The 24,335-nt window shown below is 25.3% G+C and carries 18 protein-coding genes; 16 read left to right on the top strand and 2 right to left on the bottom strand.

Annotation, left to right across the window (positions count from 1 at the left end; genetic code table 11):
- Position 1 precedes the first annotated feature (1 nt).
- Genes EGD97_RS02970 through EGD97_RS02960 form a run of 3 tightly spaced genes read left to right on the top strand, consistent with a single transcriptional unit; the run spans position 2 to position 3,660 of the window.
- Positions 2-2,362 carry an endonuclease MutS2 gene (locus EGD97_RS02970; RefSeq protein ID WP_127836462.1) on the top strand — a complete coding sequence of 787 codons (2,361 nt, stop codon included), beginning with the start codon at positions 2-4 and terminating at the stop codon, positions 2,360-2,362.
- Positions 2,359-2,817 carry a DUF523 domain-containing protein gene (locus EGD97_RS02965; RefSeq protein ID WP_078682867.1) on the top strand — a complete coding sequence of 153 codons (459 nt, stop codon included), beginning with the start codon at positions 2,359-2,361 and terminating at the stop codon, positions 2,815-2,817. Before EGD97_RS02970 ends, EGD97_RS02965 begins: the two co-directional genes overlap by 4 nt.
- A 21-nt stretch (positions 2,818-2,838) precedes the next feature.
- Entirely contained in the window at positions 2,839-3,660 is an 822-nt protein-coding gene (locus EGD97_RS02960; protein ID WP_078682868.1) for a hypothetical protein, read from the top strand.
- Positions 3,661-3,992: 332 nt separating this feature from the next.
- Here EGD97_RS02960 and EGD97_RS02955 read toward each other — a convergent pair whose 3' ends face one another.
- The gene (locus EGD97_RS02955) at positions 3,993-5,459 is read right to left on the bottom strand and encodes an aminotransferase class I/II-fold pyridoxal phosphate-dependent enzyme (RefSeq protein ID WP_078682869.1); all 1,467 of its coding nucleotides are present in this window, start codon (positions 5,457-5,459) and stop codon (positions 3,993-3,995) included.
- 230 nt (positions 5,460-5,689) lie between these two features.
- Between EGD97_RS02955 and EGD97_RS02950 the strand changes: the two genes are divergently transcribed.
- From EGD97_RS02950 to EGD97_RS02940, 3 genes are all read left to right on the top strand, one after another.
- On the top strand, positions 5,690-6,286 hold the full coding sequence (locus tag EGD97_RS02950; RefSeq protein WP_078682870.1) for a 50S ribosomal protein L25: 597 nt from the start codon (positions 5,690-5,692) through the stop codon (positions 6,284-6,286).
- Between the two features lie 503 nt (positions 6,287-6,789).
- A complete protein-coding gene (locus EGD97_RS02945) occupies positions 6,790-8,526 on the top strand; it encodes a phospho-sugar mutase (protein ID WP_078682871.1) in 1,737 nt (578 codons plus the stop codon).
- A 59-nt stretch (positions 8,527-8,585) separates the two neighbouring features.
- Positions 8,586-9,662, top strand: a complete 1,077-nt coding sequence (locus EGD97_RS02940) for a tetratricopeptide repeat protein (RefSeq protein ID WP_078682872.1) — start codon at positions 8,586-8,588, stop codon at positions 9,660-9,662.
- 126 nt (positions 9,663-9,788) lie between these two features.
- Here the strand turns inward: EGD97_RS02940 and EGD97_RS02935 are convergent, their stop codons facing one another.
- Complete coding sequence (locus EGD97_RS02935; RefSeq protein WP_078682873.1) at positions 9,789-10,814, bottom strand: LCP family protein; 1,026 nt, start codon at positions 10,812-10,814, stop codon at positions 9,789-9,791.
- 614 nt (positions 10,815-11,428) lie between these two features.
- Between EGD97_RS02935 and galU the strand changes: the two genes are divergently transcribed.
- The 10 genes from galU to wecB all read left to right on the top strand — a co-directional run bounded on the left by galU (position 11,429) and on the right by wecB (position 24,282).
- Entirely contained in the window at positions 11,429-12,337 is a 909-nt protein-coding gene (gene galU, locus EGD97_RS02930) for a UTP--glucose-1-phosphate uridylyltransferase GalU (RefSeq protein WP_078682874.1), read from the top strand.
- Positions 12,338-12,535: 198 nt separating this feature from the next.
- Positions 12,536-14,386, top strand: coding sequence for a polysaccharide biosynthesis protein (locus tag EGD97_RS02925; protein WP_078682875.1), 1,851 nt, complete (start codon positions 12,536-12,538; stop codon positions 14,384-14,386).
- Positions 14,387-14,491: 105 nt separating this feature from the next.
- Positions 14,492-15,808 carry a nucleotide sugar dehydrogenase gene (locus tag EGD97_RS02920; protein ID WP_078682876.1) on the top strand — a complete coding sequence of 439 codons (1,317 nt, stop codon included), beginning with the start codon at positions 14,492-14,494 and terminating at the stop codon, positions 15,806-15,808.
- 81 nt (positions 15,809-15,889) lie between these two features.
- A complete protein-coding gene (locus EGD97_RS02915; RefSeq protein ID WP_078682877.1) occupies positions 15,890-16,975 on the top strand; it encodes a Gfo/Idh/MocA family protein in 1,086 nt (361 codons plus the stop codon).
- A gap of 35 nt (positions 16,976-17,010) precedes the next feature.
- The gene (locus tag EGD97_RS02910) at positions 17,011-17,751 is read left to right on the top strand and encodes an N-acetyltransferase (protein ID WP_078682878.1); all 741 of its coding nucleotides are present in this window, start codon (positions 17,011-17,013) and stop codon (positions 17,749-17,751) included.
- A 24-nt stretch (positions 17,752-17,775) separates the two neighbouring features.
- The gene (locus EGD97_RS02905) at positions 17,776-18,954 is read left to right on the top strand and encodes a glycosyltransferase (protein WP_078682879.1); all 1,179 of its coding nucleotides are present in this window, start codon (positions 17,776-17,778) and stop codon (positions 18,952-18,954) included.
- 68 nt (positions 18,955-19,022) lie between these two features.
- Positions 19,023-20,513 (top strand): O-antigen ligase family protein, encoded by a 1,491-nt coding sequence (locus EGD97_RS02900; protein WP_164850148.1) that lies wholly within the window; start codon positions 19,023-19,025, stop codon positions 20,511-20,513.
- Positions 20,510-21,832 carry an oligosaccharide flippase family protein gene (locus EGD97_RS02895; protein WP_078682881.1) on the top strand — a complete coding sequence of 441 codons (1,323 nt, stop codon included), beginning with the start codon at positions 20,510-20,512 and terminating at the stop codon, positions 21,830-21,832. Before EGD97_RS02900 ends, EGD97_RS02895 begins: the two co-directional genes overlap by 4 nt.
- A gap of 6 nt (positions 21,833-21,838) precedes the next feature.
- Positions 21,839-23,212, top strand: coding sequence for a glycosyltransferase (locus tag EGD97_RS02890; protein ID WP_078682882.1), 1,374 nt, complete (start codon positions 21,839-21,841; stop codon positions 23,210-23,212).
- Between the two features lie 11 nt (positions 23,213-23,223).
- Complete coding sequence (wecB, locus tag EGD97_RS02885; RefSeq protein ID WP_078682883.1) at positions 23,224-24,282, top strand: non-hydrolyzing UDP-N-acetylglucosamine 2-epimerase; 1,059 nt, start codon at positions 23,224-23,226, stop codon at positions 24,280-24,282.
- Positions 24,283-24,335 lie beyond the last annotated feature (53 nt).

The raw sequence follows: 24,335 nt of genomic DNA, 5'->3' as shown, positions 1-24,335 counted from the left end.
ATTGAACGAAAAGGCTTTAAAAATTTTAGAATATTATAAAATAAAAGATATAATAAAAAATTATACTGTAACAGCTGCAGGTAAAGATATAATAGAAAATTTATCTCCTTATGATAATATTTATGAGGTTTCAAAACATTTAGAAGAAACTAAAGAAGCGTTAGAGCTTTTAACTAAAAAAGGAAATCCTCCTTTTGAAGGTCTATATGATGTAAGAGAAGGAATAAAAATGGCGGAAAAAGCATCTGATCTTATGCCTGGGCAGCTTTTAAAAATTGCAAATATGCTTCGTTGTGCAAGAAGATTTAAAGAATATATAAGTCATAATGAAGAAGAAGAATCTTTTAAAGTCATTGAGGATATATGTGAAGGTATTATACCTTTAAAAAAATTAGAAGATGATATTTTTTTTGCTATAGTAAGTGATGAGGAAATTTCTGATAAGGCAAGTACTACTCTTTATAATATAAGAAAATCTTTAAAAGACAAAAATGTTTCTATAAAAGATAAATTAAATTCTTTAATAAGAACTAATTCTAAATTTTTGCAGGATAATATATATACTATAAGGGGAGAAAGATATGTACTTCCTGTAAAAGCTGAATATAAAGGTTCAGTACAAGGACTTATACACGATCAAAGCTCTTCAGGATCTACTTTTTTTATAGAGCCTATAAGTTTAGTAAATTTAAATAATGAAATTAAAGAGCTTATGCTTAAAGAAAAAGCTGAAATAGAGAGAATACTTTCTGAACTTTCTTCAAAAGTTTATGAAAATATAATTGCAGTTAAAAATAATGCAAATATAGTATGGGAATTAGACTTTATATTTGCCAAAGCTAAATTTGCAAGTAGTTATAATTGTACTTGTCCAAATGTAAATGATAATGGAATTATAGATATTATAGAGGGAAGACATCCGCTTATTGATTCTAAAAAAGTTGTGCCTATAAGTATTTATTTAGGAAGAGAGTTTACATCTCTTGTAATAACAGGACCTAATACAGGAGGAAAAACTGTAACTTTAAAGACTGTAGGACTTCTTCATCTTATGGCACTTAGTGGTATAATGATACCTGCTCGTGAAAATTCTACAGTAAGTTTTTTTAATGAAATTTTTGCTGATATAGGAGATGAACAAAGCATAGAACAAAGCCTTTCTACATTTTCTTCTCATATGACTAATATAGTAAATATAATAAATAAAGCAGATAAAAATTCATTAGTACTTTTTGATGAACTTGGAGCAGGAACTGATCCAACAGAAGGAGCAGCATTAGCTATAGCTATTCTTGAACATTTAAGGAAAAGAGGTACTAAAATTGTAGCTACAACGCATTATAGTGAGCTTAAAGGATATGCACTTAAAACCTTTGGAGTTGAAAATGCTTCAGTAGAATTTGATGTTGAAACTTTAAAGCCTACATATAGACTTCTTATTGGTATTCCAGGGAAATCAAATGCTTTTGAAATATCAAAAAGGCTTGGACTTCCAGAGTATATAATTAATGATGCAAGAGAAAAAATATCTAGTGATACTTTAAAATTTGAAGAACTTATACAAAGTCTTCAAGAAAAAAGCATTAAGGCTGAAAATGATGCTAGAATAGCTGAAAATTTAAAAATTGAGGCAGCTAAAATAAAAGAAAAATATGAAGAAAAACTTTTTAATTTACAAAAAACTAGAGAAAATGCTATAATAAATGCTCAAAGAGAGGCTAAAAGACTTATTAAAGATGCAAAAGAAGAAGCCGATACTATACTTAAAAATATAAGAGAACTTGAAAAAATGGGGTATTCTTCAGAAGTAAGACAAAAATTAGAGGAAGAAAGAAAAAAACTTAAAAATAAATTAGAAAATGTTGAAGATTTTATAAATGATACAAATGATGAAAATGGAGAGGCATTAAAAGAAGTTAAGGAAGGTGAAGAAGTATTTTTACCTTCTTTAAATCAAAATGTCATTGTTTTATCTAAGCCTGATAATAAAGGTGAACTTCAGGTTCAAGCAGGAATTATGAAAATTACTGTAAAATTAAAAGATTTAAGAGCATCTAAAATCTCAAAAGGAGAAAAAAAACAGATAAAAAAAAGAGAAGTAAATTTAAATTTAAAATCAGTACCTTCTTCTGTTGATTTAAGAGGAATGGATTCAGAGGAAGCTTTATATACTACTGATAAATATTTAGATGATGCATATAGAGCAGGCCTTACTGAAGTTACTGTTGTTCATGGTAAAGGTACAGGTGTATTAAGACAGGTTATAAATGAAATGCTTAAAAAACATCCACATGTAAAAAGTTATAGACTTGGAAGTTATGGTGAAGGTGGCAGTGGAGTTACGGTGGTGGAACTAAAATGATTATTATAAGTGCTTGTTTATGTGGTATTAATACTCGTTATGATGGTAAAAACAATTTAGATGAAAAAATAGTAAAACTTTTAAAAGAAGGTAAAGCTCTATTAGTTTGTCCAGAACAGCTTGGAGGACTTCCGACACCAAGACCTCCTCATGAAATTTTTGGTGGTAGTGGAGCTTGTGTATTAGATGGAAAATGTAAAGTTATAAGTGTAAATGGAGATGATGGAACAGATAAATTTATTAAAGGTGCAAAAGAAACGTTAAAAATTGCAAAAGAGCTTAATTCAAAAATTGCTATTTTAAAATCTAAAAGTCCTTCTTGTGGTAAAGGTGAAATTTATGATGGAAGTTTTTCTGGAAAAAAGATAAAAGGAAACGGAGTAACAGCGGAACTTCTTATAAGAAATGGTATAAATGTTTATACAGAAGATGAATACAAAGAAATGAAATTATAATAAAAAATAAAGGAGATAAATATGCCTGTATACGAAGAACCATCTAAAGAAATGATGATTTTATTAGAAAAATATTTAAATAAAAATGAAATTTGCAAAGTTTCTGGAAGTTTAGAACTTAATGATAAAATTTATAAAGAAATTATATTTTTCAAAAAAACTTTTTTCAAAAATGAAAAGACAGGATTTTTGTATGTAGATGAATACAATAATTTTGTACACTCTAAAAATATACAAAATGAACTTGCTAAATTAGGACATTATTATGAACTTTTTTATAGTGAAGATAAAACTTATGGCTTTATATCTGCACTTTTAAATATGGAAGGATTAGAAAGAACAAATGAGGATATTAAAGACATAATAAAAGGATTAGACTTTTTAAAAAGTCAAGGTGTAGAAAATACAGAAAATATTAAAAATGTTTCAATAAAACTTCTAGAACTTAGATTAAAGATAAATGAAGCTGTAGAAAAAATTTCAGATTTAGTTAATCAAATGCAATATAAACCTTTTAATAAAGAAAAAATTCAAATATTATATCCTTTATATGAAGAAATATTAAAGCTTAATTTTGAAAAAGTAAAATTAATATCTACTTTAGAAAATTATTTAGATTATGTAAAGAAAATGGCTGAAAAGAAAAAAAAGAAGATTCCATTTAGATTTAATAAAGATATAGTTTCTTCACTTATGAAAGTTAGCTATGAATTATCTTATTATATTAAAATTATAAAAACTTATAAAAATGTACTTTATATGACAAACTCACAATATTTAAAATTTTTAAGTGATATGAATAATGAAAAGATAGATAATAGAATAAAAAATATAAGAATATAAATTATATTTAAATAAGTATTTAATATATTGTAAAAAAGATGAAGTATTTAGCTATAAGTTAATCATATAGTTAAATTTAATATTAATAAAATTTAACTATATGATTAACTTAAAACAAGCTGTAAATTAATTTCTGTTATACAATTTATAGTGTTTCTAATTATAGTGTTTCTAAGTTTTTATTACATCATTTATATATAGTAGTCAATATTTAATAAAAAGACTTTTTTATATAATCATAATATAAGTTTCACATAAAAAACAAAAGAGTACAAATTAAGATTGAGTATTTTATACTCAATTTTAATTTGTACTCTTTTTATATAAAATATTTAATTAGGTATTACAACTTTAATATATTCAACCTTAGGATCTTCTGTACCTTGAACATATAATCCAGCGTTTTTAAGATTTTCTACATAGTCTACTATTTCTTTTGTTATTATTTCTCCTGGGCATAAAACAGGAATTCCAGGAGGATAAGCCATTAAAAATTCTCCACTTATCATGCCTATACTATCTTTTAAAAGAATAGATTTTTTTTCACTATTAAAAGCTTCTCTAGGTTTTTGAACAGATTGAGGTATGCTTGGTATATCTATAAAATCTGATTTTTTATTACCTTTACCATAATATTCTAAACTTATCTCTCTTAACGCATTAAGAAGTTTTTCCATATTTTCTTCAGTATCACCAAAAGAACCGACAGCAAGAACATTATAAAGGTCTGAAAGTTCCATCTGTATATGATATTTATTCGATAAAATCATATCCAAGTCATAACCAGTAATTCCTAAGTCACGACAGGTTATAGTTATTTTTGTAGGATCTAATGAATAAGCTCCAAGGCTTCCTAAAATTTCTTCACCGAAACAATAAAAACCAGGTATTTTATTAATTTCTCTTCTTGTATAATTACATAATTCTATAGTTTTATCTAATAATTCTTTTCCATAAAGTGCAATTTGTCTTCTTGCACAATCTAAAGATGCCATAAGTATGTAAGAAGGTGATGTAGTTTGAAGTAAATTTAAAACTTGTTGAACTCTCTCTTTATCTATTCTTTTTGAATTTACTTGAAGCAAAGAACATTGAGTTAATGCTCCTATTATTTTATGAGTGCTTTGAGCACATATATCTGCACCAGCTTCTATGGCAGACATAGGCAATTTATCGTTAAAACCAAGATGAGGACCATGAGCTTCATCTACTATAAGAGGAATATCATAGCTGTGAACTATATCTGCTATTTTTTTTATATTTGTGGAAACACCATAATAAGTAGGATTTATTATAAGTACTGCTTTTGCATCAGGGTTTTGTCTTAAAGTTTCTTCTACAGTTTCTGGGGAAACTCCATGAGCTATACCTACTCTTTTATCTAATTCTGGCTGCATATAAACAGGTATTGCACCACTTAAAATAATGCCAGCAGTAACAGATTTATGAACATTTCTAGGTATAATAATTTTATCCCCATCACTTACAACAGACATTATCATAGCTTGAATTGCTCCTGAAGTACCGTGTATAGAAAAGAAAGAAGCTTCACAGCCATATGCATCTGCGGCTAATTCCTGTGCTTTTTTTATAGGGCCTGTTGGATGATGAAGGCTGTCTACAAGTTTAAATACTGTTACATCAATTTTAAAAGGATTCTCACCTATAAAATTTTTAAATTCTTCATCCATACCTCTACCGTTTTTATGACCTGGTACGTGAAAAGGTATAGTATCTCTATTAACATATTCTAAAAGGGCATCAAAAAGAGGAGTTTGATTTTGATCCAATTTATACACTAAAAAAAACACCTTCTTTCATAAAGTACGCTGCTAAATTTAAAAAATAATAAATTTATATATATGTAAAACAACATTATTATAGGATATAGAGTTTTTAAATGCAATATTAAATACAATATATTATAAATATTTTATTATAAAAGCTTTTATTTAGTATTATTCTCATAATATGCAATGTATATAAATATTAAATAATGGCAATAATAGAAGAAGTAGGAGGGATAAAAATGGAGATTTTAAATGCTGTAAAAAGAGAAAAAAAGAGTAATCATGAAGCCAAAAAAGAAAGAAGAAATGGTAAAGTACCAGGAGTACTTTATGGGAAAAATATGTCTAATTTATTATTTGAAATTGCTGAGATGGAAATTTCAAAAGAAATAGAAAATAGTGGTGAACATGGTGTAATCACTGTAAACATAGATGGTCAAGAGCATAAAGCATTAATAAAAGAAGTACAAAAAGATCCAGTAAATAGAAAATTAATGCATATAGATTTAGAATCATTAAATAGTAATTCTATAATTGTTACAGAAATTCCTATTTCTTTTATTGGAGAAGACAATATAATAAAAGATGGTAAAATTTTTCAAAAAGAACGTAACAAAGTTAAAGTACAATGCGCTGCTTCTAATATGCCTAAAACTATTAATGCAGATATTTCAAATTTAAAATTTGGTGATACATATAGATTAATGGATATAGAAGTGTCTGATGAAATTACATTTATAGATAATCCCAATACAGTTATAGGCACAGTAGTTGATGGAAATACAAGCGTAATAATAAAAGATACTCCAAATGTTTCAAGTAGTTCAAATGCATAAAATGCAATTTGTAATTTGAAACTAAATAAAAATTTTATAAACTAATTTATAGGATTTTAGAGTATTAAAATATCAACATTTATATAAAATTTATAAATATTTATAAATATTTATAAATAATATTTAATGTATAAATAATTATAAATTAAATATTATTAGGCACAAATTAAGTGTTTTTGTTAAGCTTTAGTGAGTCTAACGAAAGCACTTTGATTTGTGCCTATTTTGATATTAAAGTTTCTTTGCACAGTATAAGTTTATTTACACATATTTTTACAATAGAGTTAATTAAAAACTTACCTCTATTATAGTTTGAAAAAGTACCTTATAAATATAAAAATAACTTAAGTTTGGCACAATTAAATTTTATAATAGATGTAATGAAAAATCGCCCGTATTAAGAATAAATATAAAAAATTAATAATATATAAAAAAATGTATTTTATTTCCACGATTTTATAGTATAATAAAAATGTTCATTATATAATTTTAGGAGGGAAATTATGACATATAAAGAAAGGTATAACTTATGGATTAATTCTAATGAAATAGACGATGCAACTAAAGAAGAGCTTAAGTCTATAAAAGATGAAAAAGAATTGGAGGACAGATTTTATAAGGAATTAGAATTCGGTACAGGAGGGCTTAGAGGTGTAATTGGTGCTGGAAGCAACAGAATGAACATATATACCGTAGGGAAAGCAACACAAGGATTGGCACAATATCTTTTAAATACATATAATAAAAACGATATTTCTGTAAGTATTGCTTATGATTCAAGAATAATGTCAAAGGAATTTGCAGAAACTGCAGCTTCAGTACTTTGTGCTAATAATATTAAAGTTAATTTATTTGAATCATTAAGACCTACGCCTATGCTTTCTTATACTGTAAGAGCTTTAAAATCTAAGGCAGGAATAGTTATTACAGCGTCTCATAATCCAAAACAATATAATGGATATAAGGTATATGGAGAAGATGGTGGACAAGTTACTGATAAATCAGCTTCTGATATACTATCATTTATTTCAGAAGTATCAGATTTTTCTCAAGTAAAAAAAATATCTATAGAAGAAGCAAAAAGCAAAGGACTTTTGAATATAATAGGGGAAGAGATAGATAAAAGTTATATAGATAAAGTAAAAAGCCTTACAATAAGAAAAGAACTTATCAAAGAAAAAGCAAAGGATTTAAAAATAATATATACTCCTATTCATGGTTCTGGTAATATACCAGTAAGAAGAGCTTTAAAAGAATTAGGATATGAAAATGTATTTGTTGTTAAAGAGCAGGAACTTCCAGATGGTACATTTCCAACAGCAGCTTATCCTAATCCAGAAGATCCTAAAGTATTTAAATTAGCTCTTTCAATGGCTGAAAAAGTACAACCAGATATAATTTTTGGTACAGATCCTGATTGTGATAGAATTGGAGTTGTAGTAAAAGATAATAAAGGAGAGTACAAAGTACTTACAGGTAATCAAACAGGAGTTCTTTTAACTCATTATATAATTTCTTCTCTTAAAGAAACAAATAATCTTCCTGAAAATGGAGCAATTATAAAAACTATAGTTACTACTGAAATGGCTGCAAAAATAGCAGAAGATTTTGGTGTAAAAATTATAAACGTTCTTACAGGATTTAAATATATAGGAGAAAAAATTAAAGAATTTGAAGAAACTCATAGTAATACATATTTGTTTGGTTTTGAAGAAAGTTATGGGTATTTAGCTGGCGACTTTGTAAGAGATAAAGATGCAGTTATTGCATCAGTACTTATAAGTGAGATGAGCTTATATTATAAAACTAAAGGTATGAGTCTTTATGATGCTTTAATGGAACTTTATGAAAAATATGGTTTTTATAAAGAAAGTTTAATATCTATAGAGCTTGAAGGTAAAGAAGGCCAGGAAAAAATATCAAAGGCTTTGGAATATTTAAGAAATTCAATGAAAGATTCTATAGATAATGTTAAAATAATAAAGAAGATGGACTATAAATTAAGTGTAGAAAAGGATTTAATAAATAATAGAGAAAAAGAGATAAATCTTCCAAAATCAAATGTGCTTAAATTTATATTAGAAGATGGTTCGTGGTTTGTGGTAAGGCCATCTGGGACTGAACCTAAGATGAAAATATATGTTTCATGTATAGGAAATAGCTTAGAAGATGCAGATAATAAAGTAGAAAAATTTAAAAATAATATAATGACTATAGTAAATAATGCTTTTAACTGCTAAAATTATAAGAGTGAGCCTTTAAGGTTCACTCTTATAATTTTAGATTGGAAGGTGATAAAATGGAAGGGAAAGTTTATTTTTCAGAAAAACTTAATAATATATTATTTTTAGATATAAAAAAAGAAACTTTAATGAAAATATTTAATATATATTTAAATGAAGATATTTATATGCCTATAAAATCAAATAAGATTATTGAAGATATTAAAAATGGAAAATCTTTAGATGAAATACCAATAACATTTTTTATAGAAGGCATGTTTTATGTTTTAGGTATTGATGAACATTTTAGATATGCAGACTATTATGTAAAAATGCTTTCTAATATACAAAATAGTATTTCATTTATAAAAAGCATTATATTTAATGAAGTAAAAAAAGAATTTTATGAAGAGGCTTTTATATTTTTAAATGGACTAGTTAAAGTAGAAGAAAATGAAGAAAATTATGATAAACTTCTTACTTTAGCTGATGTTATAAGACAAAAGGATAAAAATTTTAAAGATGAAGAACTTTATATAATTGATAAAGCTAAAATAGTGGGTAATAGTCCACTACCATATTTATATGAAGCTATAATTAAAAGAGATGAAGGTAATTATGAATTTGCACTTGTTTCTATAAATACTTATCTATCTAAAGGAGGCAAAAAAACAGAAGAAATTTCAGAGTTTATTCATTCTTTAAATAATATAATAAACTTTGAAAAAGGAAAAGAACTTTTATATGAAGATGCAAATAAAGCTTTAAAGCTTCTTATTCCTCTTTTAGATGAATATGGAGATAATGCTTCTTTGTATTATTATATTGCTGTAGGATATAGAATTCTTGAAAATTTTGAAAAAGCAATATATTATCTTAATGAAGCTTTAGGGTTAGACAATGCTTTAGTTGAAGTAGTAAATGAACTTGGTATAAACTATGCTGCACTTGAAGATTATGAAACGGCTATAAAATATTTAAGAAAGGCTTTTGAGGCTACTAAATCTGTGGAAATATGTACAAATTTAATAATGTGTTATATAAATATAGGTGATATGGATCAAGCAAAAAATCATTTAGATATAGCTAAAAAATTAAATAGTAAAGATGAGATAGTAATAGAATTAGACAAAATTATAAATGGAAAAAAATAAAAATTAATATAGTAAAATAGGCATTTTACAATCTAATATATAAAAGCCTTGTAGAGATAAATATTTTTCTATCTACAAGGCTTTTATATTTATAAAATTATTTATATATTTTGTTTTTTTATTGTATTACTTTTTTGGGACAGGCTTTATATCTTCAAAAATATATTTATGAATTTGATCAATAGTCGCAGGCATGTCTGCTTTTATAACAGAAGCACCATTAACAGTTGTTCCTTGTCCATAACCATCTACAGGGAATCTTTCTTGATCTATAGTAGTTATTCCTGAAGTTAAAACTTCTGTACCTATAGACAGTATGTCCATTTTAGAAATACTTGTTTCTGTATAAGGTAATAAATCACTAACCATAGAAGGATATTTTGTTATTCCTGCAGATTGTATTTTTTTTATCATTGCTGTAAGAACTTTTCTTTGTCTTTCTGTTCTTTCGTAATCAGTTCCTACATATCGTATTCTACTATAGGCAACAGCTTGCATTCCATTTAAAGTTTGAAGACCTGATTTTTTAATAGGGGTAATACTTTTACCTTCAATATTTGCAACTTCAGACATATAGCCATTTATGTATTTTATTTCACTTTCTTTTACATCAATAGGAACCCCTCCTATAGAATCTATTATCTTTTCTAAACCGAAAAAGTCAACAGCTACATAATCTTTAATATTTAATTTAAAATTCTGATTTAATGTTTTAATTGTAAGTTGAGGACCGCCAAAGGCATAAGCTTCTGTAATCTTTCTATTTCCATGTCCAGGAACTGCAACATAAGTATCTCTCATAATTGAAGACAATTTAATTTTTTTATGATTTTTATCTATGCTTGCTATCATTAATGCATCAGAACGGCTAGAAGCATTTTTATCTCTTCTGTCTAATCCAAAAAGTGCTATATTTATAACATTGTTTTTTGGATCTTGAGAATTAATTAAATTTTCAATTTCACTATCAATACCTAAATCTTCATTTGATTTAGAAAGATCAGCTGTGTTCATTTTATTTAATTGAGTAAAAGTATATCCTCCAAGAGCAGCAGCAACTAATGCAAGTAAAATAAATATAGAAAGAATTATAGGAATTTTTTTATTTTTTTTATTAGACTTTTTTTTGCTATGTTTTTTCTTATTTTCCATTTTATACCTTCCTTTACCATAATATTATTCTTTTTTACATCTTTAAGTATTATACTATATTTTAGATATATAAAAAAGTGAAAAAAGTAATTTAATAGTTTGCAAATATTGCTTAAAAATATTATAAATATTTAAATATATAAATTTAAAAATATTATAAATATATATTTAATTACATATTATGAAAAAAGATTATGAAAATAAATATTTCATAATAGTAATGTTTTTATATACATTAAATCTGCAAAATATGGTAATATATATAATATAAATCTGCAAAATATGGTAATATATATAATATAAGTTTTTATGTCGAAAATCTATTAAAATAAAAATAGTATATGTAATCAGGAAAATAAGTAAAAGAATTTTAAATAGAAAGATAATATTAGTATTTTACTAAATGTCTGAATCAAATTTTAAAAATTTAAATTATTATTTTAAAATATATCAAAAAGTAGTTTTATTGAAAATTAATCATTATATATTGATATAACAGTAATTTTTTAAAATCATAACAAATTGTATAATGAAAGTTAATTTATACTTATATACTTATTAGGGTTTAAATCATAGTATATAATTAAGTTTAATATAGAAAGGAAGTTTTACAAATGAAAGTTAAAAAAGCTATAATACCTGCAGCTGGTTTAGGCACTAGATTTTTACCAGCAACTAAGGCTCAGCCTAAAGAAATGCTTCCAATAGTGGATAAACCAACTATACAATATATAATTGAAGAAGCTGTAGCATCAGGAATTGAAGAAATTCTTATAATTACAGGAAGAAATAAAAGAGCTATAGAGGATCATTTTGATAAGTCTGTAGAATTAGAACAAGAACTTGAAGCCCACAATAAACAAGAATTATTAACTATGGTTAGAGATATATCTAACATGGTAAATATACATTATATAAGACAAAAAGAACCTAAAGGACTAGGCCATGCTATATATTGTGCTAAAACTTTTGTTGGTAAAGAACCATTTGCTGTAATGCTTGGGGATGATGTAGTAGATAGTAAAGTGCCATGTCTAAAACAGCTTATAGATTGTTATACAGAATATAAAACAACAATAATAGGAGTTCAAGAGGTTCCTAAAGAAGAAGTTTCAAAATATGGAATTATTAAAGGAATGCATATAGAAGATAGAGTTTATAAAATTAAAGATTTAATAGAAAAGCCTAAAATAGAAGAAGCTCCATCAAATATAGCAATATTAGGCAGATATATAATTACGCCTCAGATTTTTGATGTTTTGGAAAACACTGCTCCTGGTAAAGGTGGAGAAATTCAACTAACAGATGCTTTGAAAACTTTAATAAACAGCGAAGCTATGTATGCATATAACTTTGAAGGAAGAAGATATGATGTAGGAGATAAATTAGGCTTTCTTGAGGCAACTGTTGAATTTGCACTTAAAAGAGAAGATCTTAAAAAGCCTTTTATGGAATATTTGCTTACAATAAAAGATAATCCTTTATTTAAAGATTTATATAAAGAAATAAATAATGATAATTAATAAAAGTAAGAAAATTACAGGTCTTTAGTCAAATTTACTAAAAAGACCTGTAATTTTTTATATATTTTACTTGAATAAAAAATAAAATAAGGTAAAATGTAAAAGTAAGCATTTAATAATTATTTTATGGAAAATAATTCATATATTGTTTTAAATAGTATCTTTACATAAATTTATTAGTTTGAGGGATGTGGTTAAATGAAAAAAATAAATAAGTTTGTTATATACGATATTTGTATAATTTTTATTTCTTTATATTTAGCTTTGCTTCTTAGATTTGATTTTAAAGTAGATAAAAATTATATTGTGTTTTTTGCTTTGTCATTTATACCTGTAACATTTATATTTATGGTTTTTAACTATATTTTTAAGCTTTATAACAGCATATGGGAGTATGCTTCTCTTGAAGAAATACTTTCAATAATTTATTCTACTACTCTTTCTAATATTGTATTTATAATTTATAGTTACTTGGTTAATTACAAAATTTTCAACCATAAATATTATAGATTTCCTCTTACTGTCCATATAATTTTTTGGCTTTTATGTATAATTTTATTTGGCGGTATTAGATTAATATATAGAATAGCTAATGCAAATTATAAAGCAGATAAAATAAAAAAATTTTCAAACAAAAACAAATCAAGGGTTTTGATTATAGGAGCAGGAGATGCGGGAGCTATGCTTATTAAAGAAATTAAAAAGCATAGTGAACTTAATTACAAAATAGTTGGAATAATAGATGATGATGAATCAAAGTTTGGCAAAGTAATTAACGGAATAAAAGTATTAGGTGGAAGAAATTCTATAATAAACATATGTAAAGATAAAAAAGTTGATGAAATAATTTTAGCAATACCATCTATGAATTTAATAGAACAGAGAAAAATTTTAAATATATGTAAAGAAACTAAATGTAAATTAAAAATTATACCAGGAATATATGAAATAATACATGGAGATGTAAATATAAGCAAAATAAGAGATGTAAATATAGATGATTTGCTTGGTAGAGAACCTATAAAATTAGATAATGAAAATATAAACAGATATATAAATAATAAAACTATATTGGTAACAGGCGGCGGAGGTTCTATTGGTTCTGAGCTTTGCAGACAAATTTCAAAATTTAATCCTAAAAAATTAATAATTCTTGATATATATGAAAACAATGCTTATGAATTACAAATGGAACTTAAATATTTATATCCTAATATGGATTTAAAAGTAATAATTGCATCTATAAGAGATTATGAAAGAATTAAAGAAGTGTTTGAAGTTTATAGACCTAATGTTGTATTTCATGCAGCAGCCCATAAACATGTTCCTTTAATGGAAGAAAATCCTAAAGAAGCAGTAAAAAATAACATATTAGGTACTTATAATGTGGTTAAATGCAGTGATATATATGAAGTTGAAAGATTTGTTCAAATAAGTACTGATAAAGCAGTTAATCCAACTAATATTATGGGTGCATCTAAAAGATTTTGTGAAATTATGATACAGGCTTTTGATAAAGTTAGTAAAACTGAATATGTAGCTGTTAGATTTGGAAATGTACTTGGAAGTAACGGCAGTGTAATACCTCTATTTAAAAAACAGATAGCTCATGGGGGGCCGGTTACAGTAACTCATAAAGATATAACAAGATTTTTTATGACTATACCTGAGGCAGCTCAACTTGTTATACAGGCTGGAGCTATAGCAAAAGGTGGAGAAATATTTGTTTTAGATATGGGAGATCCAGTAAAAATTGCTGATTTAGCAAGAGACCTTATTAAACTTTCTGGACTAAGACCTGATATAGATATAAAAATTGAATATACAGGACTAAGACCTGGTGAAAAGTTATATGAAGAACTTTTAATGGATGAAGTAGCATTAACTTCTACTGAGCACAAAAAAATATTTGTTGAAAAGCCTATGGAATATGACATTGCTTTTTTGGAAAAATCTATAGATGAATTTAAAAATGTTCTAAATAAAAGTGATGAAGAAGTATTTGAATTAATGAAGAAAAAGGTTCCAACTTATACTAAAAAGAGTTAAAATATATTAATGTATAAAACAAATAAAAAAGTTATAAATAAAAAAGTTACTAAAACATTTATTCTGATTACTAAATTTAATTAAGTAACTTAGGAGGTTATTAAAATGTCTGATTTAAAAGAAGAACTTATATTAAAACTAAAAAATAAAACTGCAAAACTTGGTGTAGTAGGATTAGGCTATGTTGGTCTGCCTCTTGCAGTAGAAAAGGCTAAAGCAGGTTATGATGTTATTGGTTTTGATGTTCAATCTAAAAAAGTAGATATGGTAAATGAAGGACATAATTATATAGGAGATATAGTTGATGAAGATCTTGTAAATTTAGTTAAATCTAAAAAATTAAGAGCAACAACTGATTTTAGTTTTGTTAGAGAAGTTGATGCAGTATCTATATGCGTACCAACACCTTTAGATAAATATAAACAGCCGGATTTATCATATGTAATTAATTCATCCAAAAGTGTGGCAAAATATTTACATAAAGGAATGTTAGTTGTGCTTGAAAGTACAACTTATCCTGGGACTACAGAAGAAATACTTAAGCCAATTTTAGAAGAAAGCGGATTAAAATGTGGTGTAGACTTTTTCTTAGCATTTTCTCCTGAAAGAGTAGATCCAGGTAATAAACAATTTAAAACAAAGAATACTCCTAAAGTAGTTGGAGGATGTACTCCTGAGTGTACAGAAGTTGCTGCAATGCTTTATAGAAATGTATTAGAAAGTGATGTTATGGAAGTTTCATCTCCGGCAGTAGCTGAAATGGAAAAAATTCTAGAAAATACTTTTAGAAACATAAATATTGCATTAGCTAATGAAATGGCTATTCTTTGCAAAAAGATGAACATAGATGTTTGGGAAGTTATTGAAGCTGCTAAAACAAAACCATATGGATTTATGGCATTTTATCCAGGTCCAGGGTTAGGAGGACATTGTATTCCATTAGATCCATTTTATTTATCTTGGAAAGCAAAGGAATATGATTATCATACAAGACTTATAGAAACTTCAGGAGAAATAAATGACTATATGCCTGAATTTGTTGTAGAAAATGCAATGAAATTATTAAATAAGGAAAAGAAAGCTTTAAATGGTTCAAAAGTATTACTTTTAGGGGCAGCTTATAAAAATGATATAGACGATATGAGAGAATCACCAACACTTAAAGTTATAGAACATCTTGAAAAAAATGGTGCTGAAGTAATATATAATGATCCATATATTCCAAACTTTAAACATAATGGTAAAGAATATATATCAGTTAATTGGGAAGATGTTATAGATGATGCAGACATAGTTATAATAACAACAAATCATAGCTGCTATCCATATCAAGAGATTGTTGACAGAGCTAAAATTTTATATGATACTAGAAACGCTACTAAGGATGTTAAAAATAATAGAGATAAGATTAATAAACTATAAATTATAATAAAAGGATAAGCAGATTTTGCTTATCCTTACCATTACCAGTACTAATATCATTACTAAGAGGTGTGATTTATTATGGAAAAATTAAAATTTGCAATTATAGGTTGTGGAAGAATATCTTATAAGCATATAGAAGCATTAATTAAAAACAAAGATGAAGCTTCTTTGGTTTCTGTTTGTGATATTATAGAAGCAAATGCTTTAGCTAAGAAAAATGAATATGAAAGTAAAATTAATAATGAAAAATCGGTAAATGTATATACAGATTATAAAGAAATGCTTGAAAAAGAAAACATAGATGTTGTAACAATAGCTACAGAAAGTGGATATCATCCTGAAATAGCTATATATTGTATGAATAAAGGTAAGCATGTTATAGTAGAAAAACCAATGGCACTTTCAATAGAAGATGCTGATAAAATGATAGAATGTGCTAAAAAGAATAATGTAAAATTATGTGTAAGTCATCAAAATAGATTTAATAAACCAATTAAAAAATTAAGGGAAGCAATAGAATCCAATAGATTTGGGAAATTAGTAAATGGTACTGCTAGAATATTGTGGAATAGAAACATGAATTATTATAAACAAGCACCTTGGAGAGGCACTTGGAAGCTTGATGGTGGTACATTAATGAATCAATGTATTCATAACATCGATTTGCTTCAATGGATGATGGGTGGAGAAATTGATACTGTATATTCAATGAGTGATACTTTTTTAAGAGATATAGAAGCTGAAGATTTTGGAGCTATACTTATAAGATTTAAAAATGGTTCTATTGGTATAGTAGAAGGTAGTGCTTGTGTATATCCTAAAAATTTAGAAGAAACATTAAGCATTTTTGGAGAGAATGGTACAGTTTGCATAGGCGGCTTAGCTGTAAATAAAATTGAAACATGGAGATTTGCTGATGGGCTTGATGATGAAAATGAAATTTTAAAAGCTCAAGAAGGAGACCCTGATACAGTTTATGGCTTTGGACATACTCCATTATTTAAAGATATGATAGACGCTATTAAAGAAAATAGAGAACCTTTAATCAATGGGGAAGAAGGTAAAAAAGGTATGTCTATAATATTAGCAGCATATAAATCAAGAAAAACTGGACTTCCGGTTAAATTTCCAATAGAAAGTTTCTCAACATTGGATATGATTTAAATATAAAAATTAATCATTTGAGAAGAGGGTTTAAAATGAATTTTATATCTGAAAAATCTACAATTGGCAGTAATGTTAAATTTGGACATTTTGTTGTTATTGATGATGAAGTTGTTATAGGTGACAATTGTATTATAGGGAATAATGTTGTAATTCATAAAGGTACTAAAATAGGAAACAATGTGCGAATAGATGATAATACAGTTATAGGTAAAAAACCTATGATAGCAGTAAACAGTATATTAAAAAATGAGCAGATTCTTGAGCCTGCAGTAATTAAAGATGAATGTTTAATTGGAGCTGGGGTAATTATATATTTAGGTTGTAAAATTGGTAAGCAGAACTTAATAGCAGATTTATCTACAATACGTGAAAATGTAATTATTGGAGATAAAAATATTATAGGAAGAGGAGTTTCTGTAGAAAATTTTACACAAATAGGAGATAACTGCAAAATAGAAACTAATGCCTATATTACTGCCTATTCAACTATAGAAGACAATGTTTTTATAGCTCCAGGGGTAGTAACTTCTAATGATAATTTTGCTTCACGTTCAAAAGAAAGGTATAAGCATTTTAAAGGTATTACAGTAAAAAAAGGTGGAAGAATAGGAGCACAGGCAACTATACTTCCTGGAAAAATAATTTATGAAGATGGATTTGTAGGGGCTGGGAGTGTAGTAACAGAAGATGTAAATGAAAAAATTATTGTTGCAGGTAATCCAGCTAAATTTTTAAAAAATGTTCCTGAGGATCAATTATTAAAAAATCAATAATTTTATAGAGAGGATTAGGTATAAATGAACAATAAACAGCTTCATATTTTAATAATACCTTCATGGTATCCAACTAAAGATATGCCTTTAAGTGGTATATTTTTTAAAGAACAAGCTCAAGCATTAACTAAAGAAGGAATTAAAGTAGGATTAATTTATCCTGAAACCAGATGGCTCTCTAAATTTAAATTAAAACATATAAAAGATTACCATTTTCAAATTAAACAAAATTACGAAGAAAATGTAAATGTATTTAGAGAATATAGTTGGAATATTTTTCCTAAAACTAAAAAAATGCAATCAAAACAATGGATATATGAAGCTGAAAAATTATATAAAAATTATGTTAAAAAATATGGTAAACCAGATATAATTCATGCACATAGTGTATTATGGGCTGGGTATACTGCTATGAAATTATCTAAAAAGTTTAAAGTACCATACATTATAACAGAACATTCCTCATCGTTTGCTAAAAATTTAATTAAATCTTGGCAAATTCCATATATAAATGAAGCGTTTGATAATGCAGAGAAAATTATTGCTGTAAGTAGTCCTTTTGCAAAATTACTTAGTTCATATTCAAAAAACAGCAAAATTGATGTTATACCTAATATGGTAGATACAGAATATTTTTATTTTAAAGAAAAAAAGAAAAAAGAAAAATTTATTTTCTTATTTACAGCTTTTTTAACACCTAAAAAAGGGGCAGATGTATTAATAAAGTCATTTGCTGTAGCTTTTAAAGGTAATAAAGATGTAATTTTACGAATAGGTGGAGATGGAGAACAAAAACAAGAATTAATAGAATTAGTAAATAAACTTGGTATTAATTCTCAGGTTGAATTTCTTGGTATGCTTAAAAGAGAAGAAGTTCGAAAAAATTTATGGGAAGCAAATATTTTTGTGCTTCCAAGTTATTATGAAACATTTGGAGTTGTACTTATAGAAGCGTTAGCTACAGGGACACCTGTTATTTCTACTAAATGTGGTGGCCCTGAAGATATAGTTAAAGAAGGATTAGGAAAGCTAGTTGAAAGTGGAAATATTGAAGCCTTATCAAAAGAACTTGAAAATAGTTATTATAATTATAATAACTATGACTTTAGTTTAATAAGAAAATACGCTGTTGAAAATTATAGCAGCCATTCTATATCAAACAAATTAATAAATTCTTATAAAGAAATATTAAATATATATTAAAGAAAATAATAGAATCTTATTTTTAAGACTTTAAATAAATAGTAATAAATTTTTTAATGGAGGAAGATATGCAAATAATTAAAGATAAAAGAAATATTTTGTTTTTACTTTTTGTAGTTTTAATTATATTAAATTTTATTAATAATCCAAGCATTGCAGTAGTTCAAATTTTTTCACTTATATTTGTAATATTAATAAGAAAAAAGTATTCTTCCGATATAAGAAAACAGTTGTATTTTACAACAATTCTTTTTTCTATAATTAGCTATAATATGAAAATAAAATTAACTGATAGATATGATTTATATTTTTCATATATTTCCATATTAATATATTACTTAAATTTTATTACTGTTAATATTAATAATATACATATTAAAAATTTAAAAAAATTTATAAAAGATAAATATACTATATTTTTTGCTGTATTTGTATTATATTCTACTTTAAGTTTATTTTTTGTTCAAAATATAGAAGCAGGAATTAGTTTATATATTACTTATTTAATTATGTTCTCAGTTATAGTAATGATTTATCTAGAAAATAAATCATTAAATGACATAAAAGAAACATTTTCATTTTTAAAATATTTATATTGCGGAGTATTATTTTTAGGTACATTAGAAATATTCAAAATACGTTATGGTGTTATTACTAATTATGTAGAATTAGGATTAATTGGCACAGGAAAAGAATATTTTGAAAGAATTCCAATAGTATTTTTTTATAATCAAAATAATTATGCTGTATTCTTAGTTTTAGGTATAGCCTTACTTTTTGCAGGAATAATATTTACTGATAAAAAGTTGGACAAAATAATATATATAATTTTATTTATAATAAGTGAAATAAATTTAATTTTTACAACCAGTAGAATATGCTGGATTTCATTATTTATAATTTTCTTTATTGGTATAGCAATAGGAATTTTAATTAAGAAAAAAAGTATTATTAAAGCATCATTTAAATATGGAGTATTATCTTTGATAATTTTTATTATATTTTCTGCATTACCTTTCTCCTCAAAATATTATGGAAAATTTAATGCTACTCCTTTTTTAAAAATGTTAAGTATTGATATTAATAATAATGATAATGAAGATAAAAATGAAGTGCCTTTAAAATTAGGAGGAAATGGTTCTAATAATGAAAGATACACTCTTATATATGATGTTATAAAAGGTGTAATAATTGAAAAAAATTATTTAGGATTTGGTGTTGGTAATATTGCTGAATATATAAGGCTTCAAGATAATACATTTGGCATAACAAATCCTCACAGTTTATGGTTTGAAGTGCTTGGAGATTTTGGTATACCTATATTAATATATTATATATATATTTATTTAAGTATGTCTTTTGATAGTTTAAAAATTTATAAAAATTGTTCAAATGAATTTAAACCTTATATAGTAGCTATTTCTATTACAACTTTAGTGTTTGTATTTTTAGCTTTTGCTCCAAGTTCAGTTATAGCATATTCTCCATTTTGGATATTAATGGGAATAAGCGGCAGTTTTGTTTCAAATATTTTAAAAAGAAATGATGGTGTAATATGAAATTTTTTAAATCTACTGTATTAACTTTTATCAGCAATATATTTGGATTTGGAATTTCTATGATAACAACTATTTTGCTATCTAGATTATTAGGTGCTTCAGGTAAAGGGGTTATTGGAGTATCTAATAATATAATAGCTTTTAGTATGCTGATATTGGGGTTGGGATTTGAAGCTGCAAATATATTTTTTGTTGGTAAAGATAAAAAAAATATTAATAACATATTAGGTTATAATTTAATAATATGTGGTTTTTCATTTATAATTTTGTTAATTATAGCTAGTATACATTTAGTTCATCCTATAAATTTTATATTTAAAGGAATAGATAACCGTATAATTATACTTTTATTATTTATAATTCCTATGAGTCTTATGAAATCAAGCTTAATAAATTTAATATTAGGATTACAAGATATTGTTAGATTTAATAAAATAAATGTGTTAGACAAAATAATAACTTTTATTCTAATGTTAATTTCTTTATTAGTTTTTAATTCACCTTTATATATAATTTTTTCTACATTATTATCAACATTAATAATTCAACTTATATTAATTTATATAGTAATTGTAAAATATAATGTAAAACCTTCATTTAATTTTGTTTTTTATAAAAAAATGATAGGCTATGGTGCCAAAAGCCAAATATCTAATACAATTCAGATGATTAATTATAGATTAGATGTATTTATAATTAATTATTTTTTAGAATTATCTCAAGTTGCTATATATCAAAATGCAGTTTCTTTAGGTGAAGCATTATGGCAGGTTTCAGGGACAATATCTACTATAGTTTTTCCTATGACTTCAAATTCTAAAAACATAGAAGAGTTAAAAGGATTTATTAATAGAGTTAGTAGAGTTACTTTATTTTTTATAGTTATTTGTTCAATATTTTTAAGTATAATAAGTAAACCTCTCATTATATTTTTATTTGGTAAAGAATTTACAGATGCATATATTGCTTTAATTTTATTACTTCCTGGAATTAGTTTTTTTTCAGTTTCGAAAATATTAGCTAATTTTTTAGCTGGTGTTGGTAAAACAGAAAAAAATATAATTTCATCCTCCATATCTGGAATAACAACTATTATATTGGATTTAATATTAATTCCAAGAATAGGAATTAACGGTGCTGCAATAGCATCAAGTATCTCTTATATAGTATTTACATTAACTTCTATATATTTTTATTCCAGATATACTAAATCAAGTTTTAAAAGTATATGTGTTATTACAAAAGAGGATATGAGTTTTATTTATACAGAAATTAATAAATTTATAAATAGAAAAATAAGAAAAAAGATTAATGGGTGAATTCAAATGAAAAATGTATTAATAATTGCATATTATTATCCTCCTAAAGGAGGCGCGGGTGTACAAAGAACTACAAAATTTGCTAATTATTTAAGTAAATTTGGATATAATGTAAATGTACTTACTGTTAAAGAAAATTCAGAAGGATTAAAAGATTTTTCACTTAAAGAAGACATAAATAAAAATATATCTGTTTATAGAACTGATATAAAAGAAATAAATATAATGAATAATTTACTTAAAATAGCAAAGAAAAAAACTAATAACTCAATTAATACTTTAGATGAAAATTTATCTAACAATTCATCTTCACTTGGTGCAAAAAAAATAAAACTAAATTTATTAAATTCCATAAAAAATTATTTAAAAAAAATGTTTTTAAATTTATATAATTTAATGTTTATACCTGATGATAAAAAAGGATGGATTGACTTTGCTGTTTCTAAAGGAAGAGAAATTATTATAGAAAAAAATATAGACATAATTTATACAACTAGCGGTCCATATAGTACTCATTTAATTGGATATAAATTAAATAAAGAATTTGGGACAAAATGGATTGCAGATTTTAGAGATCCATGGGCATCAAATCCTTTTGTAGAATATAATTTTTTAGTACAAAAAATTTTTAATAAATTAGAAGCTAAAGTAGTAAAAAATGCAAACAAAATAATAAGTGTAAGTAAACCTATTATTGAAGATTTTATAAAAAGATATCCTGATGAAGATATAAATAAATTTGTTACTATACCTAATGGCTATGATGAAGAAGATTTTCAAGGATTAAATCTTGAATTATCTGAAAAAAATTCAAAATTTGTTATATTATATAATGGTACTCTTTATGGTAAAAGATCACCAGAAAAAATCCTTTTTTCTATAGATAATCTTATAAATAAGAATATAATTGATAAAAATAAAATTCAGATTAGATTTGTTGGAGAAATAGGTACTTCTTATATTGAGCTTATTAATTACTATAAAAACAAATATAAAGATGTAGTTATACATAGGCCTTATATGCCTCATAAAGAAAGTTTAATAGAATTATGTAAAGCTAATGCTTTACTTTTGATTATAGATGAAGGCAAGGGAAGTGAAGGAATTTATACTGGTAAAATATTTGAATATATAAGAACAGGGAAAACTATACTTGGATTAGTACCAAATGGTGTAGCAAAAGATTTAATCGAAGAGACAAGTACAGGATATACAGCTTTACCATCTGATCAAAGCGCAATTGAAAATATTATTTTAAAAGCTTATAATGATTTCATATATAAAACAAAATCATTAACTCCAAATTTAGAAGTAATAAAAAAATATAGTAGAGAAAATCTTACTAAACTATTAATTGAAGAAATTAAAAAAATTGAATAAAGGTGATAAGTATGAAAATAGTTACTGTATTAGGAGCTAGACCTCAATTTATAAAGGCTGCTGCTGTTTCAAGAGAAATAAGAAAAAATAACAAAGAAATTATAGTTCATACTGGACAACATTATGACCCCAATATGTCAGAAATATTTTTTAAAGAATTAAACATTCCTTATCCAGATTATAACCTCCATGTAGGTTCAGGAGACCATGGAGTACAAACTGGTAATATGCTTATTAAACTTGAAGAAATACTAAAAAAAGAAAAACCAGATTTAACATTAGTTTATGGAGATACAAATTCTACTTTAGCAGGAGCTTTATGTTCTAGCAAAATGTTAATACCAGTAGCACATATCGAAGCAGGGCTTAGAAGTTTTAATAAAAATATGCCTGAGGAGCAAAATAGAATTTTAACAGATCATATATCAAAATTATTATTTGTGCCTACAAAAACTGCAGAAAAAAATCTTCTTAAAGAAGGAATTGAAAGTGGTGTTTTTAATGTAGGAGATGTAATGTATGATGCAATAATTCATTTTGGAGAAATGGCTAAAGTAAAATCAGATATATTAAATAAACTTAAGCTTAAAGATAATGAATATATTTTAGCTACAATACATAGAGCTGAAAATACTAATGATATTTTAAGATTGAATAATATTATTGAAGCATTAAATGAATGTGGAATAAAAATAATTTTACCTCTTCACCCTAGAACAAAAAAATATATTAAGGATTATGGACTAAAAGTAAATGATAATGTAAATATAATTGAACCTGTAGGATATCTTGATATGATTTTATTAGAAATGAATTCTAGTCGTATAGTTACAGATAGTGGAGGAGTTCAAAAAGAAGCATTTTTTATGCATAAACCATGTATTACTATAAGAGATGAAACTGAATGGATTGAGACTGTAGAAAATGGATGGAATGTATTAGCTGGAGCTAATAAGAGTAAAATTTTAGAATCTATATTACATTTTAATCCTACAACAAAGCAAAATGAGATATTTGGCAGAGGAAATGCTTCAAAGTTAATTGCGGATATTTTAAATAAGTTTATATAACATTTAAAAAATAATATAAAATCTTATACAATTAAGTTTATTAATTAGGAGAT

The sequence above is a fragment of the Clostridium prolinivorans genome (genome assembly GCF_004011155.1).
In the GTDB taxonomy this organism is placed as follows: domain Bacteria; phylum Bacillota; class Clostridia; order Clostridiales; family Clostridiaceae; genus Clostridium_AT; species Clostridium_AT prolinivorans.
This window is presented reverse-complemented; position numbering and strand designations above follow the sequence as displayed.